Source organism: Glycomyces sp. NPDC048151, assembly GCF_043202775.1.
Classification (GTDB): Bacteria; Actinomycetota; Actinomycetes; order Mycobacteriales; family Micromonosporaceae; genus Glycomyces.
Genome location: NZ_JBIDBB010000002.1, coordinates 430,705 through 444,732, shown reverse-complemented (window position 1 = coordinate 444,732; position 14,028 = coordinate 430,705). Strand labels below are relative to the sequence as shown.

The 14,028-nt window shown below is 68.4% G+C and carries 22 protein-coding genes; 20 read left to right on the top strand and 2 right to left on the bottom strand.

Annotation, left to right across the window (positions count from 1 at the left end; translation table 11 throughout):
- The first annotated feature begins 2 nt into the window (after positions 1-2).
- From rplB to ACGGCP_RS05455, 18 genes are all read left to right on the top strand, one after another.
- Positions 3-845 (top strand): 50S ribosomal protein L2, encoded by an 843-nt coding sequence (rplB, locus tag ACGGCP_RS05540; protein WP_228094838.1) that lies wholly within the window; start codon positions 3-5, stop codon positions 843-845.
- A gap of 3 nt (positions 846-848) precedes the next feature.
- Entirely contained in the window at positions 849-1,130 is a 282-nt protein-coding gene (gene rpsS, locus ACGGCP_RS05535) for a 30S ribosomal protein S19 (RefSeq protein WP_208496280.1), read from the top strand.
- 38 nt (positions 1,131-1,168) lie between these two features.
- Positions 1,169-1,636: a 50S ribosomal protein L22 gene (gene rplV / locus ACGGCP_RS05530; protein ID WP_392961447.1), complete on the top strand. Its 468-nt coding sequence runs from the start codon at positions 1,169-1,171 to the stop codon at positions 1,634-1,636.
- Positions 1,636-2,442 (top strand): 30S ribosomal protein S3, encoded by an 807-nt coding sequence (gene rpsC, locus ACGGCP_RS05525; RefSeq protein ID WP_205326517.1) that lies wholly within the window; start codon positions 1,636-1,638, stop codon positions 2,440-2,442. Before rplV ends, rpsC begins: the two co-directional genes overlap by 1 nt.
- A 5-nt stretch (positions 2,443-2,447) precedes the next feature.
- Positions 2,448-2,873, top strand: coding sequence for a 50S ribosomal protein L16 (rplP, locus tag ACGGCP_RS05520; RefSeq protein WP_136528409.1), 426 nt, complete (start codon positions 2,448-2,450; stop codon positions 2,871-2,873).
- A gap of 2 nt (positions 2,874-2,875) precedes the next feature.
- The gene (gene rpmC / locus ACGGCP_RS05515; RefSeq protein ID WP_392961443.1) at positions 2,876-3,109 is read left to right on the top strand and encodes a 50S ribosomal protein L29; all 234 of its coding nucleotides are present in this window, start codon (positions 2,876-2,878) and stop codon (positions 3,107-3,109) included.
- On the top strand, positions 3,106-3,375 hold the full coding sequence (gene rpsQ / locus ACGGCP_RS05510) for a 30S ribosomal protein S17 (protein WP_392961440.1): 270 nt from the start codon (positions 3,106-3,108) through the stop codon (positions 3,373-3,375). The genes rpmC and rpsQ overlap by 4 nt, the downstream gene beginning before the upstream one ends.
- A gap of 12 nt (positions 3,376-3,387) precedes the next feature.
- Positions 3,388-3,753 (top strand): 50S ribosomal protein L14, encoded by a 366-nt coding sequence (gene rplN / locus ACGGCP_RS05505; protein WP_387971890.1) that lies wholly within the window; start codon positions 3,388-3,390, stop codon positions 3,751-3,753.
- 3 nt (positions 3,754-3,756) lie between these two features.
- Positions 3,757-4,071 (top strand): 50S ribosomal protein L24, encoded by a 315-nt coding sequence (gene rplX, locus ACGGCP_RS05500; RefSeq protein WP_270124212.1) that lies wholly within the window; start codon positions 3,757-3,759, stop codon positions 4,069-4,071.
- Positions 4,071-4,640, top strand: a complete 570-nt coding sequence (gene rplE / locus ACGGCP_RS05495) for a 50S ribosomal protein L5 (protein WP_136528405.1) — start codon at positions 4,071-4,073, stop codon at positions 4,638-4,640. Before rplX ends, rplE begins: the two co-directional genes overlap by 1 nt.
- A complete protein-coding gene (locus ACGGCP_RS05490) occupies positions 4,640-4,825 on the top strand; it encodes a type Z 30S ribosomal protein S14 (protein ID WP_030155111.1) in 186 nt (61 codons plus the stop codon). Before rplE ends, ACGGCP_RS05490 begins: the two co-directional genes overlap by 1 nt.
- An 84-nt stretch (positions 4,826-4,909) precedes the next feature.
- The gene (gene rpsH / locus ACGGCP_RS05485) at positions 4,910-5,317 is read left to right on the top strand and encodes a 30S ribosomal protein S8 (RefSeq protein WP_392961435.1); all 408 of its coding nucleotides are present in this window, start codon (positions 4,910-4,912) and stop codon (positions 5,315-5,317) included.
- A 15-nt stretch (positions 5,318-5,332) separates the two neighbouring features.
- Complete coding sequence (gene rplF, locus ACGGCP_RS05480) at positions 5,333-5,872, top strand: 50S ribosomal protein L6 (protein WP_270124209.1); 540 nt, start codon at positions 5,333-5,335, stop codon at positions 5,870-5,872.
- Complete coding sequence (rplR, locus tag ACGGCP_RS05475; RefSeq protein ID WP_392961431.1) at positions 5,872-6,267, top strand: 50S ribosomal protein L18; 396 nt, start codon at positions 5,872-5,874, stop codon at positions 6,265-6,267. Before rplF ends, rplR begins: the two co-directional genes overlap by 1 nt.
- 150 nt (positions 6,268-6,417) lie before the next feature.
- On the top strand, positions 6,418-6,651 hold the full coding sequence (locus tag ACGGCP_RS05470) for an AbrB/MazE/SpoVT family DNA-binding domain-containing protein (RefSeq protein ID WP_392961429.1): 234 nt from the start codon (positions 6,418-6,420) through the stop codon (positions 6,649-6,651).
- Positions 6,641-7,060 (top strand): type II toxin-antitoxin system VapC family toxin, encoded by a 420-nt coding sequence (locus ACGGCP_RS05465; RefSeq protein WP_392961426.1) that lies wholly within the window; start codon positions 6,641-6,643, stop codon positions 7,058-7,060. The genes ACGGCP_RS05470 and ACGGCP_RS05465 overlap by 11 nt, the downstream gene beginning before the upstream one ends.
- Positions 7,061-7,207: 147 nt before the next feature.
- Positions 7,208-9,007, top strand: coding sequence for a glycoside hydrolase family 3 protein (locus tag ACGGCP_RS05460; RefSeq protein ID WP_392961424.1), 1,800 nt, complete (start codon positions 7,208-7,210; stop codon positions 9,005-9,007).
- A 135-nt stretch (positions 9,008-9,142) separates the two neighbouring features.
- Complete coding sequence (locus ACGGCP_RS05455) at positions 9,143-9,901, top strand: lysozyme (RefSeq protein WP_392961421.1); 759 nt, start codon at positions 9,143-9,145, stop codon at positions 9,899-9,901.
- Between the two features lie 56 nt (positions 9,902-9,957).
- Here the strand turns inward: ACGGCP_RS05455 and ACGGCP_RS05450 are convergent, their stop codons facing one another.
- Positions 9,958-10,839, bottom strand: coding sequence for a MurR/RpiR family transcriptional regulator (locus ACGGCP_RS05450; RefSeq protein ID WP_392961418.1), 882 nt, complete (start codon positions 10,837-10,839; stop codon positions 9,958-9,960).
- A gap of 102 nt (positions 10,840-10,941) precedes the next feature.
- Here ACGGCP_RS05450 and murQ point away from each other — a divergent pair, with 102 nt between their 5' ends.
- Positions 10,942-11,871 carry an N-acetylmuramic acid 6-phosphate etherase gene (gene murQ / locus ACGGCP_RS05445; RefSeq protein ID WP_392961415.1) on the top strand — a complete coding sequence of 310 codons (930 nt, stop codon included), beginning with the start codon at positions 10,942-10,944 and terminating at the stop codon, positions 11,869-11,871.
- A 95-nt stretch (positions 11,872-11,966) separates the two neighbouring features.
- Here murQ and ACGGCP_RS05440 read toward each other — a convergent pair whose 3' ends face one another.
- Complete coding sequence (locus ACGGCP_RS05440; RefSeq protein ID WP_392961413.1) at positions 11,967-12,920, bottom strand: N-acetylglucosamine kinase; 954 nt, start codon at positions 12,918-12,920, stop codon at positions 11,967-11,969.
- A 136-nt stretch (positions 12,921-13,056) separates the two neighbouring features.
- Between ACGGCP_RS05440 and ACGGCP_RS05435 the strand changes: the two genes are divergently transcribed.
- The gene (locus ACGGCP_RS05435) at positions 13,057-13,992 is read left to right on the top strand and encodes a MurR/RpiR family transcriptional regulator (protein WP_392961410.1); all 936 of its coding nucleotides are present in this window, start codon (positions 13,057-13,059) and stop codon (positions 13,990-13,992) included.
- Positions 13,993-14,028 lie beyond the last annotated feature (36 nt).

The window sequence follows — 14,028 nt, the reverse complement described above, 5'->3', positions numbered from 1 at the left end:
CAATGGCTATTCGCAAGTACAAGCCGACGACCCCGGGTCGTCGCGGTTCGAGCGTCTCCGACTTCGCCGAGATCACCCGCTCGACCCCTGAGAAGTCGCTGCTGCGCCCGATCTCCAAGACCGGCGGCCGCAACAACTCGGGCAAGATCTCGACCCGTCACCGCGGCGGCGGCCACAAGCGCCGTTACCGCGTGATCGACTTCCGTCGGCACGACAAGGACGGCGTCCCGGCGAAGGTCGCTCACATCGAGTACGACCCGAACCGCACCGCCAACATCGCGCTGCTGCACTACGCGGACGGCGAGAAGCGCTACATCCTGGCCCCCAAGGGCATCAAGCAGGGTGACGTGATCGAGAACGGCCCGGAGGCCGACATCAAGCCCGGCAACTCGCTGGAGCTGCGTCACATCCCGGTCGGTACCACGATCCACGCGGTGGAGCTCAAGCCGGGCGGCGGCGCCGCCCTCGGCCGCTCCGCGGGCGCCTCGATCCAGCTGCTCGCCCGCGAAGGCAAGTACGCGCACCTGCGCATGCCTTCCGGTGAGATCCGCCTGGTCCAGGTCACCTGCCGCGGCACCGTCGGTGAAGTCGGCAACGCCGAGCAGGGCAACATCAACTGGGGCAAGGCCGGCCGCATGCGCTGGAAGGGCTGGCGCCCGACCGTCCGCGGTGTCGTCATGAACCCCGTCGACCACCCGCACGGTGGTGGCGAGGGCCGGACGTCCGGTGGTCGTCACCCGGTGAACCCGCAGGGTAAGCCCGAGGGCCGCACCCGCAAGCGGAACCACCCGAACGACCGGCTCATCGTCCGTCGTCGCAACGTCAACCGGAAGCGGGGGAAGTAGTCCATGGCTCGCAGCCTCAAAAAGGGCCCGTTCATCGACGACCACCTGCAGAAGAAGGTGGACGTCGCGATCGAGACCAAGAGCAAGAACGTCATCAAGACCTGGTCGCGCCGCTCGACGATCACCCCGGACTTCATCGGGCTGACCTTCGGCGTGCACGACGGTCGCAAGCACGTTCCGGTCTACGTCACGGAGAACATGGTCGGGCACAAGCTCGGCGAGTTCGCTCCCACCCGCACCTTCCGCGGGCACGAGAAGGACGACCGGAAGAGCCGTCGCCGCTAGGCCACGGGCTTTGAGAAACGAACGAAGGATTTAGAACGATGGCAACAGTGGAGCAGGAGGCTCCGAAGGCGCGCGCGGTGGCGCGGTACGTCCGCGTAGCACCTCGCAAGGCGCGCCGCGTCGTCGACCTCGTGCGTGGCCTGCCTGTGGACGAGGCCTTGACGACCCTCGAGTTCGCGCCCTTCAGCGCGGCCGAGGTGGTCTACAAGGTCATCGCGTCGGCTCAGGCGAACGCCGAGAACAACCTCGGTCTCGACCCGGAATCGCTCCTGGTGTCCGAGATCAAGGTCGACGAGGGCCCGACCATGCGCCGGTACCGTCCGCGCGCCCACGGCCGCGCCTACCGGATCAACAAGCGCACCAGCCACATCACCGTGGTGGTCGAGTCGGTCCAGGCCAAGCAGTCCGCTTCTCCCTCGGTTCGCCGGCCCAAGGCCGCCGCCCCGAAGCCGGTCGAAGCCGATGTGCAGTCCAACGAAAACGCTGAGAAGGAGGAGAACGCCTAATGGGGCAGAAGATCCACCCGCACGGGTACCGCCTCGGCATCAGCGCAGACTGGACCTCGCGTTGGTACGCCGACAAGGAGTACGCCGACTACGTCGGTGAGGACGTCAAGATCCGCCAGCTCATGACCAAGGGTCTCGAGCGCGCCGGCATCAGCAAGGTCGACATCGAGCGCACCCGCGAGCGGGTCCGCGTCGACATCCACACCGCCCGCCCGGGCATCGTCATCGGCCGCAAGGGCGCCGAGGCCGATCGTCTGCGCGGCAACCTGGAGAAGCTGACCGGCAAGCAGGTCCAGCTGAACATCATCGAGGTCAAGAACCCCGACATCGACGCTCAGCTCGTCGCCCAGGGTGTGGCCGAGCAGCTGTCCAGCCGTGTCAACTTCCGTCGCGCGATGCGCAAGGCCATTCAGTCGGCCATGCGCAACCCGACCGTGAAGGGCATCAAGGTGCAGTGCTCGGGCCGCCTCGGCGGCGCCGAGATGAGCCGTTCGGAGCAGTACCGCGAGGGCCAGGTCCCGCTGCACACGCTGCGCGCGAACATCGACTACGGCCTGTTCGAGGCCGCCACGACCTTCGGCCGCATCGGCGTGAAGGTGTGGATCTACAAGGGTGAGGCCACGCTCAAGGAGCAGGCCGAGCAGGTGCAGCGTCGTCGTGACTCCGGTCCCGACCGCGGCGGCCGTGGTGGCCGCGGCGGAGCCGGCGCTGCCCGTGGCGGACGCGGCCGTGGTGGCCGTGGCGCCGCTCAGCCTGCCGAGGCCGCTGCCGCCGCGCCCGCCGAGTCTGAGAAGCAGGAGGGCTAAGCGACATGCTCATGCCACGGAAACCGCCGCGCGGTTACCGGAAGCCTCACGCTCCGAAGCGCAAGGGCAAGGCCACTCGCGGCACGAAGGTCTCCTTCGGCGAGTACGGCATCCAGGCGCTGGAGCACAGCTACGTGACGAACCGCCAGATCGAGTCGGCTCGTATCGCGATGACCCGCCACATCAAGCGTGGCGGCAAGGTCTGGATCACGATCTTCCCGGACCGCGCGATCACGAAGAAGCCCGCCGAGACCCGTCAGGGTTCCGGTAAGGGTTCGCCCGAGTTCTGGGTGGCCAACGTCAAGCCGGGCCGCGTCATGTTCGAGCTCTCCTACCCGACCGAGGAGATCGCCCACGAGGCGCTGCAGCGTGCGATCCACAAGCTGCCGATGAAGTGCCGCATCGTCTCTCGCGAAGGGGCAGGTGAGTAGTCATGGCTACTGGTATCGACACCGGTGAGCTGCGCGAGCTCAACGACAAGGAACTCCAGGCGAAGCTCGTGGAGAAGAAGGAAGAGCTGTTCAACCTGCGGGTCCGTAACGCTACGGGCCAGCTGGAGAACAACCACGAGCTCGGTCTGGTCCGCAAGGAGATCGCGCGGATCTACACCGTCATGAACGAGCGCCGGCTGGGTCTCAGCTCCGCGCCCGAGGAGGTTGAGAAGTGAGCGAGGAAACTCAGACTCGCGGCCGACGCAAGGTGCTTGAAGGCATGGTCGTCGGCGACAAGATGGACAAGACCGCTGTCGTCGAGGTCGAGGACCGCAAGAAGCACCCGCTCTACGGCAAGGTCATCCGGTCCAACAAGAAGTACAAGGCTCACGACGAGAACAACGAGGCCGGGATCGGCGACCGCGTCTCCATCATGGAGACCCGTCCGCTGTCCAAGTCCAAGCGTTGGCGCATCGTCGAGATCCTCGAGAAGGCGAAGTAGGGGGATCGGGACGTGATTCAGCAAGAGTCGCGGCTCAAGGTCGCCGACAACACCGGTGCGCGGGAGATCCTGTGCATCCGTGTCCTCGGCGGCTCCGGCCGACGCTACGCCGGTATCGGCGACACGATCGTGGCCACCGTCAAGGACGCCACTCCCGGCGCCGGGGTGAAGAAGGGTGACGTCGTCAAGGCGGTCATCGTTCGCACGGTCAAGGAGACGCGCCGTCCCGACGGCACGTACATCAAGTTCGACGAGAACGCCGCCGTCCTCGTCAAGGACGGCGAACCGCGAGGGACCCGTATCTTCGGGCCGGTCGCCCGCGAACTGCGCGACAAGCAGTTCATGAAGATCATCTCCCTCGCACCGGAGGTGCTGTAAGAGATGAAGATCAAGAAGGGCGACCGAGTCCGCGTCATCGCCGGCAAGGACAAGGGTGCCGAGGGACTGGTGCTGGAGGCGTACCCCGACCGCGAGCGCGTGCTCGTCGAGGGCGTCAACCGCATCACCAAGCACACCAAGGCCGGGCAGACCGCGCGCGGTTCGAAGACCGGTGGCATCGTGGTGCAGGAAGCCGCGATCCACATCTCGAACGTGCAGGTCCTGGACGCCGACAACCAGCCCACCCGCGTGGGTTACCGGTTCGGCGACGACGGCCGCAAGGTCCGCGTTTCGAAGCGGACGGGTAAGGACCTGTAATGACTGACGTTGCAGAGAAGATCCAGCCGCGTCTGAAGGAGACCTACCGCTCCGACATTCGTCCCGCGCTGCAGGAACAGTTCAAGTACGTCAACATCCACCAGATCCCCGGTCTGACGAAGATCGTGGTCAACATGGGTGTCGGCGAGGCCGCTCGCGACTCCAAGCTCATCAACGGCGCGCTCGAGGACCTGACGACCATCACCGGTCAGAAGCCCCTCGTCCGCCGGGCGAAGAAGTCGATCGCGCAGTTCAAGCTGCGCGAGGGCCAGGCGATCGGCGCGAAGGTCACCCTTCGCGGCGACCGCATGTGGGAGTTCCTCGACCGCCTCCTGGCGATCGCGCTGCCGCGCATCCGCGACTTCCGCGGTCTCTCGGACCAGCAGTTCGACGGCAACGGGAACTACACCTTCGGTCTCACCGAGCAGAGCGTGTTCCCCGAGATCGACCAGGACAAGATCGACCGGGTTCGCGGTATGGACATCACGCTGGTGACCACCGCGAAGACCGACGACGAAGGCCGGGCGTTCCTGAAGCTGCTCGGCTTCCCGTTCAAGGAGAACGACTAATGGCGAAGAAAGCCCTCATCGCGAAGGCCAAGCGGAAGCCGAAGTTCGCCGTGCGCGCCTACACCCGCTGCCAGAAGTGCGGCCGGCCGAAGGCCGTCTACCGCAAGTTCGGCCTGTGCCGCGTCTGCGTGCGCGACATGGCCCACGCGGGTGAACTCCCGGGCGTCCACAAGGCTTCCTGGTAACTCCAGGCCTATAGCTCCGATCGCCACAGGCCCTGCCGTGCTCCATAAGGCGGGGAACCGGGGTGAGAAAGGTAAACAACGCTAATGACAATGACCGACCCGATCGCAGACATGCTGACCCGTCTGCGGAACGCCAACCAGGCGTACCACGACCAGCTCGCGATGCCGCACTCCAAGATGAAGGCCTCCATCGCGGAGGTCCTCAAGCAGGAGGGCTACATCGCCGAGTGGCGCGTCGTGGACCCTGAAGAGGGCAAAGTCGGCAAGACCTTGGTCATCGACCTGAAGTTCGGCGAGCGCCGCGAGCGGTCCCTTGCGGGCCTGCGCCGCGTCTCCAAGCCGGGCCTGCGGGTCTACGCCAAGTCCACTGAGCTGCCGCGCGTCCTCGGCGGCCTGGGTGTGGCCATCGTGTCCACGTCCCAGGGCCTGCTGACGGACCGTCAGGCTCGCAAGCGCGGCGTGGGCGGCGAAGTCATCGCCTACGTCTGGTAGCAGGAGGGTATAAGCATGTCCCGCATTGGGAAGCAGCCGATTCTGGTGCCCTCCGGCGTCGACGTCAAGATCGACGGTGCGACGGTGACCGTGAAGGGCCCCAAGGGCCAGCTCAGCATCGAGCTGCCCGAGCCGATCGCCATCGAGAAGAACGAGGACGGGTCGCTCAACGTCACCCGCCCCAACGACGAGCGCAAGTCGCGGGCCCTGCACGGCCTCGCGCGCAGCCTCGTCAACAACCTGGTCGTCGGCGTCTCGGAGGGCTACAAGAAGTCCCTCGAGATCAACGGCACCGGTTACCGGGCCGTCGCCAAGGGCAAGGGCGTGGAGATGAGCCTCGGCTTCTCCCACACCATCCAGGTCGACGCCCCTGAGGGGATCTCGTTCACGGTCGAGAAGCCGACCCTGCTGCACGTCGAGGGCATCGACAAGCAGCTCGTCGGCCAGGTCGCGTCGAACATCCGTCGCCTGCGTCCGCCGGAGCCCTACAAGGGCAAGGGCGTCAAGTACGTCGACGAGCGCATCCGCCGCAAGGCCGGGAAGGCAGGTAAGTAATGGCGAGCAAACTCGAAAACCGCCGCCCGTCCGGCTCGGTCTCCGAGCGTCGCCGGATCGGCAAGAACCGGCGTCACTTCCGTGGTCGCAAGAAGATCACCGGCACGGCCGCTCAGCCGCGCCTGGCGGTCTTCCGCTCCTCGAAGCACATCGTGGCTCAGGTCATCGACGACGTGACGGGCCACACGCTGGCCGCCGCGTCGACGGTGGAGCCCGGTCTGCGCGCGTTCGAGGGCGACAAGACCGCGAAGGCGACCGAGGTCGGCAAGCTCGTCGCCGAGCGCGCCAAGGCCGCCGGTGTCGAAGCGGTCGTGTTCGACCGCGGTGGTGTCAAGTACCACGGTCGCGTCGCGGCCCTGGCCGACGCCGCCCGCGAGAACGGCCTCAAGTTCTAAGCAGTTAGAACGGCTTGTGAAGCCGGGAGGGAGCATCCGCTCCCTCCCGGCTTTCGTCGTCTCCGCGAAAGGTACGCGCGACACGTGAACGGAGTTAAAATGCAGTAGGTATTACCTCCTGATACGTATCTTGGAAAGGTGACAGTGAACATGCTGATGAACACGAAGGGGCAGGTCACTGTGCCTGCCGAGATCCGTAGCCGCCTCGGGTGGCTCCCCGGAGACGAGTTCGAGATGGTCGAGGTTGACGGCGAGGTCGTACTGAGGCCGGTGCCGAGCACGGAAACGCGCGGCCAGCGCTTCGTGCGCAGCATCTCCGGGCGCGGGACAGCGAACATGGACAAGACGACGGACGAGCTCATGGAGATGCTGCGTGGCGAATGAGCTGGTGTGGACGCTCGTCGACAGCAACATCTGGCTCGATTCCTTCGGCCCCGACTCGGAGTGGAAGTCCTGGTCCGAGGCGGCACTCAGTGAGGCGTTCAACGAGGGCCCGCTCTGTACCAACCCGCTGATCTACGCGGAGCTCTCGGTGCGGTTCGATCGGGCCGAGGATCTCGAAGCCTTGATTCCGCCGCACACCGTGGTGCGGGAGCCGCTGCCATACTCGGCGGCTTTCCTGGCGGGCAAAGCTTTCAAGCTGTACAAGCAACGCGGAGGCTCGAAGCGCTCACCGCTGCCCGATTTCTATATCGGGGGGCACGCGATGGTGCGGGGGTATCGGCTCTTGACACGGGATACGTCGAGGTACAAGACGTACTTCCCGAAGCTGGACGTCATCGGACCGGAGTAGGCCGCAGGCTTGGTCTTCGCCGGGAGGGAGCATCCGCTCCCTCCCGGCTTTCTCTGTGTCTGGAAAGGGCGCGGGCGGGTGTGATTCGGGCGGGTTGGGGCGAGGGTCGGATTTGCGGGGTCGGCGGGTCTGGGTCAGGATGGGCGGGTGCGTTCGCCGAAGCTCTCCCGCAAGACCGTGCTCGTGTCGAGTGTCGCCGGGGCCTTCGCGGTCATCGGCGGCGGTGCCGTGATCGCCGAGGTGTCGCGGCGCGATGAGGACGAGCCCGACCGCTTCGAGCTGCCGGACCCGGACTCTGCGGAGAAGTGGGTCCACGAGACGCTCGCGGCCATGTCGCTGAAGGACAAGGTCGGTCAGCTGTTCATGGTCTACGTGCACGGCGAGACGGCCGATACCGACCAGGCCGACGCGGTCGACTCGAACCGGGAGCGGCTCGGGGCCGACAACGGTGCAGCGTTCGTGGCCGAGTTCAGGCCCGGCGGGATCATCTACTTCGACTGGGCGAACGGCCTGACTGATCCTAACCAGGTCGTGGCGCTCTCGAACGGCCTCCAGGAGGCCTCTGCGGTGCCGCTGTTCATCGCGACCGACCAGGAGTACGGCACGGTCGTGCGGATCGGGGAGCCCGCCACGCAGTTCCCCGGGGCGATGCCGCTGGGAGCGACCCGGGACGTCGAGGCCGCGACCCGGGCGGCCGAAGCGGCGGGCGCCGAGCTGCGCGCGATGGGCCTGAACCTCAACTTCGCACCGGACGCCGACGTGAACGTCGACCCGGCGAACCCGGTCATCGGGGTGCGGTCCTTCAGCTCCGACCCGGCGCTCGTCGCCGAGTTCACGACCGCGCAGACCGGCGGCTACCAGGCCGGGGGAGTCGCGGTGTCCGCCAAGCACTTCCCGGGCCACGGCGACACGGGCACGGACAGCCACCTGGGCCTGCCGGTCATCACGCACACCGCCGAGGAGTGGGAGCGGATCGACGCCCCGCCGTTCACGGCCGCGATCGGGGCCGGGACCGACATGGTCATGTCCGGGCACCTCCAGTTCCCGGCGCTCGACGACTCGCTGAAGCCCGCCACGCTGTCGGGGCCGATCATCACGGGCCTGCTGCGCGAGCAGCTCGGGTTCGACGGCGTCGTCGTCACCGACTCCCTCGAGATGGAAGGGGTCCGCTCCGAGTACGGCGACGAGCGGGTGCCGGTGATGGCGCTGCAGGCCGGGGTCGACATGCTGCTCATGCCGCCGGACTTCCCGCTCGCGTACGAGTCGGTGCTCGCCGCGGTCGCCTCGGGGGAGCTGACCGAGGAGCGCATCGACGCTTCCGTGCGGCGGCTCTTGGCGCTCAAGTTCGCGCGCGGCATCGCCGCGGAGCCCGGCACCGATCCTTCAGGCACTGACGTGGTCGGCTCGGACGCGCACCGCGAGGTCGCCGCCGACATCGCCGACCGCTCGATCACGCTGCTCGCCAACGACGGGACGCTGCCGTTCAAGACCGGGAAGGTGCTCGTCACCGGCTGGGGTGAGAACACCACCGCCCGGCTCACGGAGTCGCTCAACGCCGAAGGGCTGCAGGCGGAAGCGCTCGTCACCGGCGAGGAGCCCAGCGCGGACCAGGTCAAGGCCGCCGTCGAGGCCGCGAAGGGCCGCGGGCTCGTCGTCGTCTCGACGTTCAGCGTGGAAGCCGATGGCGCGCAGGCGAAGCTGGTCGCCGAGCTGCTGAAGACCGGCGTCCCGGTCGTCACCGCCGCGGTGGGCACGCCCTACGACGCGGCCCGGCACAGCGCCGTGAACGCGAGCTTGGCGTCCTATTCGTACACGTTGGCTTCCCTTGCGTCCCTGGCCAAGGTGATCACCGGGGCGGTCAATCCGACGGGGACCCTGCCGGTCGACGTGCCCGGTGCGGACGGCGGGACGGCGTTCGCCTTCGGGCACGGCCTGAACTACACGTAGTCGTTCACTCGCACGTAGTAGAAAGTTATTTTCACACGCTTGACTCCCTGTGGAACTTCTCTTCATACTGGGTTCCGGGTGCAAAACCGTGCACTCCTCCCAATCCACTGATCTCCTCACAAGCAGGGAGTAAAAGTGAAGCCTTCCCCTACCCTCAACCGACTCCGCGCCGCCGTGGTCCTCATCGCGGCCACCGTCCTCACCGTCGCCGGGCTCGCCGTCGCGAGCCCCGCGCAGGCGCAGACGCGCATCGCCGGCATCGACGTCTCGAACTACCAGGGCTCGATCAACTGGACCTCGGTGCGCAACTCCGGCGTCCAGTGGGCCTACATCAAGGCCACCGAGGGCACGACCTACAAGGACCCCCGGTTCAACACGAACTACCCGGCGGCGCACGCGGCCGGGGTCATCCGCGGCGCGTACCACTTCGCCCGCCCGAACTCCTCGAGCGGCACCGCGCAGGCGGACTACTTCGCCAGCAACGGCGGCGCCTGGTCGGCGGACAACCTGACGCTGCCGGGCGCGGTCGACCTGGAGGCCCCGCCCTCGGGCGCGGCCTGCTACGGCCTGACCACCACGCAGATGCGCACGTGGATCACCGACTTCTACAACCGCTACAAGGCGCGCACCGGCCGCGACGTGGTCATCTACACGACCGCCTCATGGTGGAACTCGTGCACCGGCTCGTGGACGGGCATGGCGTCCAAGAGCCCCTTGTGGATCGCGCACTGGGGCGCCTCGTCCCCGACGCTCCCGGCGGGCTGGAGCTCGACGACCTGGACGTTCTGGCAGTACACCGCCACCGGCTCGGTCTCCGGCATCTCCGGCAACGTCGACCGCGACCACTTCAACGGCACGAGGGACCGCCTCCTGGCCCTCGCCAACAACACGTAGGACGGCAGTCCACACCGGACGGCGGGGGCCTGGTGGGCCCCCGCCGTCCGGCGCGTTCAGGCGCGTTGGCGGCCTGATACCGCTGCCGCTGTGGCGGCGAGGGCTTTCGCGGACCGCTTGCGCTGCTTGGCGGCGACGCCCACGAAGAGGCAGTCGACGACCATGAGCTGGGCGATCCGGCTCACCGTCGCGCCCGACCGGAACGTGGTCTCCCGGGCGGCGGTGGTGAGGACGAGGTCGGCTGCTTTCGCGAGCGGCGACCGCGCGTGGTTGGTGATGGCGATCGTCGTCGCCTCCCGGTCGCGGGCCGACTCGAGGAACTCGACGGTCTCGGTCGTGGCCCCGGAGTGGGAGATCGCGACGGCGACGTCCTTGGGGCCCGCGAGCGCGGTGGCGACGAGCGCGGCGTGCACGTCGGGCCAGGAGAACGCGGTGGATCCGATGCGGTGCAGCTTCTTGACGAGGTCGGCGGCGACGATCCCGGAGGCCTCGACGCCGAAGACGTCGATGCGCCCGGCGGCGGCGAGGGCCGCGACGGCGGCTTCGCAGGCGGCCGTGTCGAGGGCGTTGGCGGTGTCGGTGATCGCGCCGACGTCGGCGTAGGAGACGGTGGCGATGATGCGGGACATGTCGGCGCCCGTGGGGATGTCGCCGCCGGCGATCTCGCGGTCCGGGCCGTCGCCGGTGCCGATGACGGCCTGGGCGGCGCGCATGCGAAGCTCTCGGTGTCCGGCGAGGCCGAGGGACCGGCAGAAGCGCACGACGGTGGCCTCGGAGGTGCCTGCGGCGCGGGCGAGTTCGGTGATCGTCCGGGTGGAGGCGGCCTCGGGCTCGCGGATGATCTCCTGGGCGACCTTGGTCTCCGCCTTCGAGAGCGAGGGCAGGACGGATTTGATGAGCACCAGGAGGTTGGGCGTGTCGGCGCGGCTGGCAGGCATGACGACACCGTACACCTGCGGGCGCCCGTGCATGGTGCGGCGGGATTCTTCATTCCTAACCGGTGGGATGAAAATTCATTTCATTGCGCTAGGCTCGCAACTGTGAGTGAGACGACCGAGCGCCTGCAGGCGCGCACCCAGCTGGCCGCGCTGGCAACCGAGCAGGCCGATCCCCGCTATGCCGGGATCGAGGGGCTCTCGACGCTTGACCTGGCGCGCACGATGAACGAGGCCGACGCGAGCGTCCCCGCCGCCGTCGCCGCGGTGCTCCCCGAGGTGGCCGCCGCGATCGACGCCGTGGCCGAGCGGCTCGCGAAGGGCGGGCGGCTGCGGTACGTGGGGGCCGGGACGGCCGGGAGGATGGCGGTCATGGACGCCGCCGAGTGCCCGCCCACGTTCTCGACCGACCCCGAGCTGGTGAAGGCGGTCATCGCGGGCGGCAAGGCCGCCGAGGGCGGCGCGGTCGAAGGCACCGAGGACGATGCGGCCGCCGGAGTCGCGGCGATGGCCGCCGAGGACATCGGCCCCGACGACGCGGTGGTGGGCCTGGCCGCAAGCGGCCGGACCCCGTTCGTGGTCGCGGCGGTCGAGGAGGCCCGGCGGCGCGGCGCGCTCACCGTGGGACTCTCGTGCAACACGGGGACGCTGCTGTCGGCGGCGGCCGAGCACCGCATCGAGGTGGAGGTCGGGCCGGAGGTCGTGGCCGGTTCGACGCGGCTGAAGTCGGGCACGGCGCAGAAGTTCGTGCTCAACATGATCTCGACGATCAGCATGGTGCGCTTGGGGAAGGTCTACCGGAACTACATGGTGGACATGAAGGTCGCGAACTCGAAGCTCGCCGCCCGCGCGGTGCGGATGATCCGCGAGATCACCGGAGCCGACGCCGAGGCCGCGGAAGCCGCCCTGGCCGCCTCCGGCGAGCACGTCAAGACCGCGGTGGTCATGCTCGAACTCGGCATCGAAGCGGCAGAGGCGAAGGCGCGGCTGGAGGCTGCGGAGGGACGGCTGTCGGGGGCGCTCGCGACAGATTGAGCGCGCGAGTGGTCGATAAGGGCGGCGATGTGCGGCCGCCCCCGAATCGATGGTCCCATCGGGGTACGACAGTGGGACGCGGGCGCGTTCGCCGCCTACCGCCAGGCCAGCTGGCGGTGTAGCCGGACCCTTGCCTCGGGGTCGGTGACGAAGGCGCTGGCGGCCATCCAGGCCGCTCCGATGGCGGGGTCGGTGGCCTTGCTGATGCCAGCCTTCGGGTAGACGAGGCGGAACCGCTCCTGGAGGAGCGCGGCGATCGGGGTCGGGCGCGTGAGGAGGCTGCCCGCCATGACGATCGGCAGTTCGCGGTCGACGACGTACGAGACCGATTCGGCGAGGTGCCCCACGGCCCTGGCCACGATCGACTCGGCGACCGGGTCGCCGCCGTCCGCCGCCTCGCACACGAGCGCGGAGAAGCGCGAGAGCCGCACGGGCGGGTCCGCCATGCACTTGGCCACCAACGCGCCTGAGCGCCGCTTGTCGGGCGCGATCGCGGCGATGATCGCCTCGACGAGTCGCCCGCCGGGGCCGTTGCCGTCGATATGCCGCAGTGCGGCGCGCACGGCTTCGCGGCCGAGCCAGAAGCCCGATCCGGCATCGCCGAAGAGCCAGCCGTAGCCGTCCGAGCGCGTGTCCGGTGCGCGGTCGCGGATCGCGAACGCCACCGCGCCGGTGCCGGAGACGACGACCGTGCCGTCGGGCGCGGACGATCCGGCCGCGAACGCGATCACCGCGTCCGAGACGACCTGGACGTCGCAGTCCGTGGAGAAGCGCCGCTTGAGGTCCGCGGAGAGCTCGCGCACCTCTTCGGTGAGCGAGAGCGCTCCGGCCGTGCCGACGCAGACCGAGCCGACCTCGGCCGGGTCGATGCCGCCGAGGGCCCGCTGGAACGCGAGGGCCATGTTGGACAGCGCGATCTCCCGGTCGCCGCCGACCGGATTCGCCGGTCCTGACGCGCCGGTGCCGAGCACCGCGCCGGTCTCGTCGATGAGGACGGCGCGGCTGCTGGTCCCGCCGGCGTCGAGGCCGACGGCGAGTCTTGCGTGCATGTTGGGGTCCCCGCTCCTTGCGATACCAGCAGTATCCGCCTTCGGTGCAAACCAGTAAAAATAATTCTCACGAACTTGACACGAGTGTGGCACAGGTAATAGTTTTTCTTGCATCCACCTCCCGAAGGGGATGCCAATGGAGCGAACCAGCCCAGATGCACCCAGCACCCCCGCCGCGGCCGGAGTCCTCGAACGGATCCGCCACGGCGCCAGTGAACTGTCCGAAGCCATGTCGAAAGTGGCCGAACAAGTGCTCGCCGACCCCGAAGCCGCGGCTCGGGCGACGATCATGGACCTCGCTGAAATCTCCGGCACCTCCCCAGGAACCATCACTCGATTCTGCCGCCATCTCGGATATGACGGTTACGCAGCCCTCAGGGTTGCAATCGCAACCGAAACGGGACGCGCCTCCGCCCGCCGCGAGACCGGCTGGGACGTCAACATCGGCCAGGAGATCGCACCCTCCGACCCCCTCGACCGGGTGTTGAAGCAGCTCATCACCATCGACGCCGCGATGCTCCGCGACACTGTGGACACCCTCGACCTCGACGCCGTCGAACGCGTCGCCGCCAGAGTCTGCGACGCCCGCCGCGTCGACGTCTACGGCGTCGGCACCAGCGCCACCGTCGCCCGCGAACTCCAGATGGGCTTCTACCGCACCGGCGTCGCCGCCTGGGTCTGGACGGAAGTCCACGACGCCCTCGCCAGCGCCGCCCTCCTCGGCGAAGGCGACGTCGCCTTCGCCGTCTCCCTCTCCGGCTCCACGGCCGAGGTCATCGAGATGCTCTCGGAGGCCGACAGCCGCGGCGCCCTCACCGTGGCCCTCACCGGCGACGGAGAGTCGGCGCTCGGCGAGATCGCCGACATCTGCCTCGTCTCGGCCACCACCCGCACCGGCCACCGCGCCGACCTGCTCGCGTCCCGGCACTCCGCGCTGCTCGTCGCCGACCTCGTCCACATCGCGGTCGCGCAGCGGCGCTTCCCCGCGGCCCTCGAAGCACTCGAGTCACGGGCCCGGGCCGTGGTCGGCCACCGGCCGACCCGCAACAACTCCCGGAACGGAGCGAGCTGACCCTCCCGCCGTCCACTGCGGTCATGCCCAACCTGC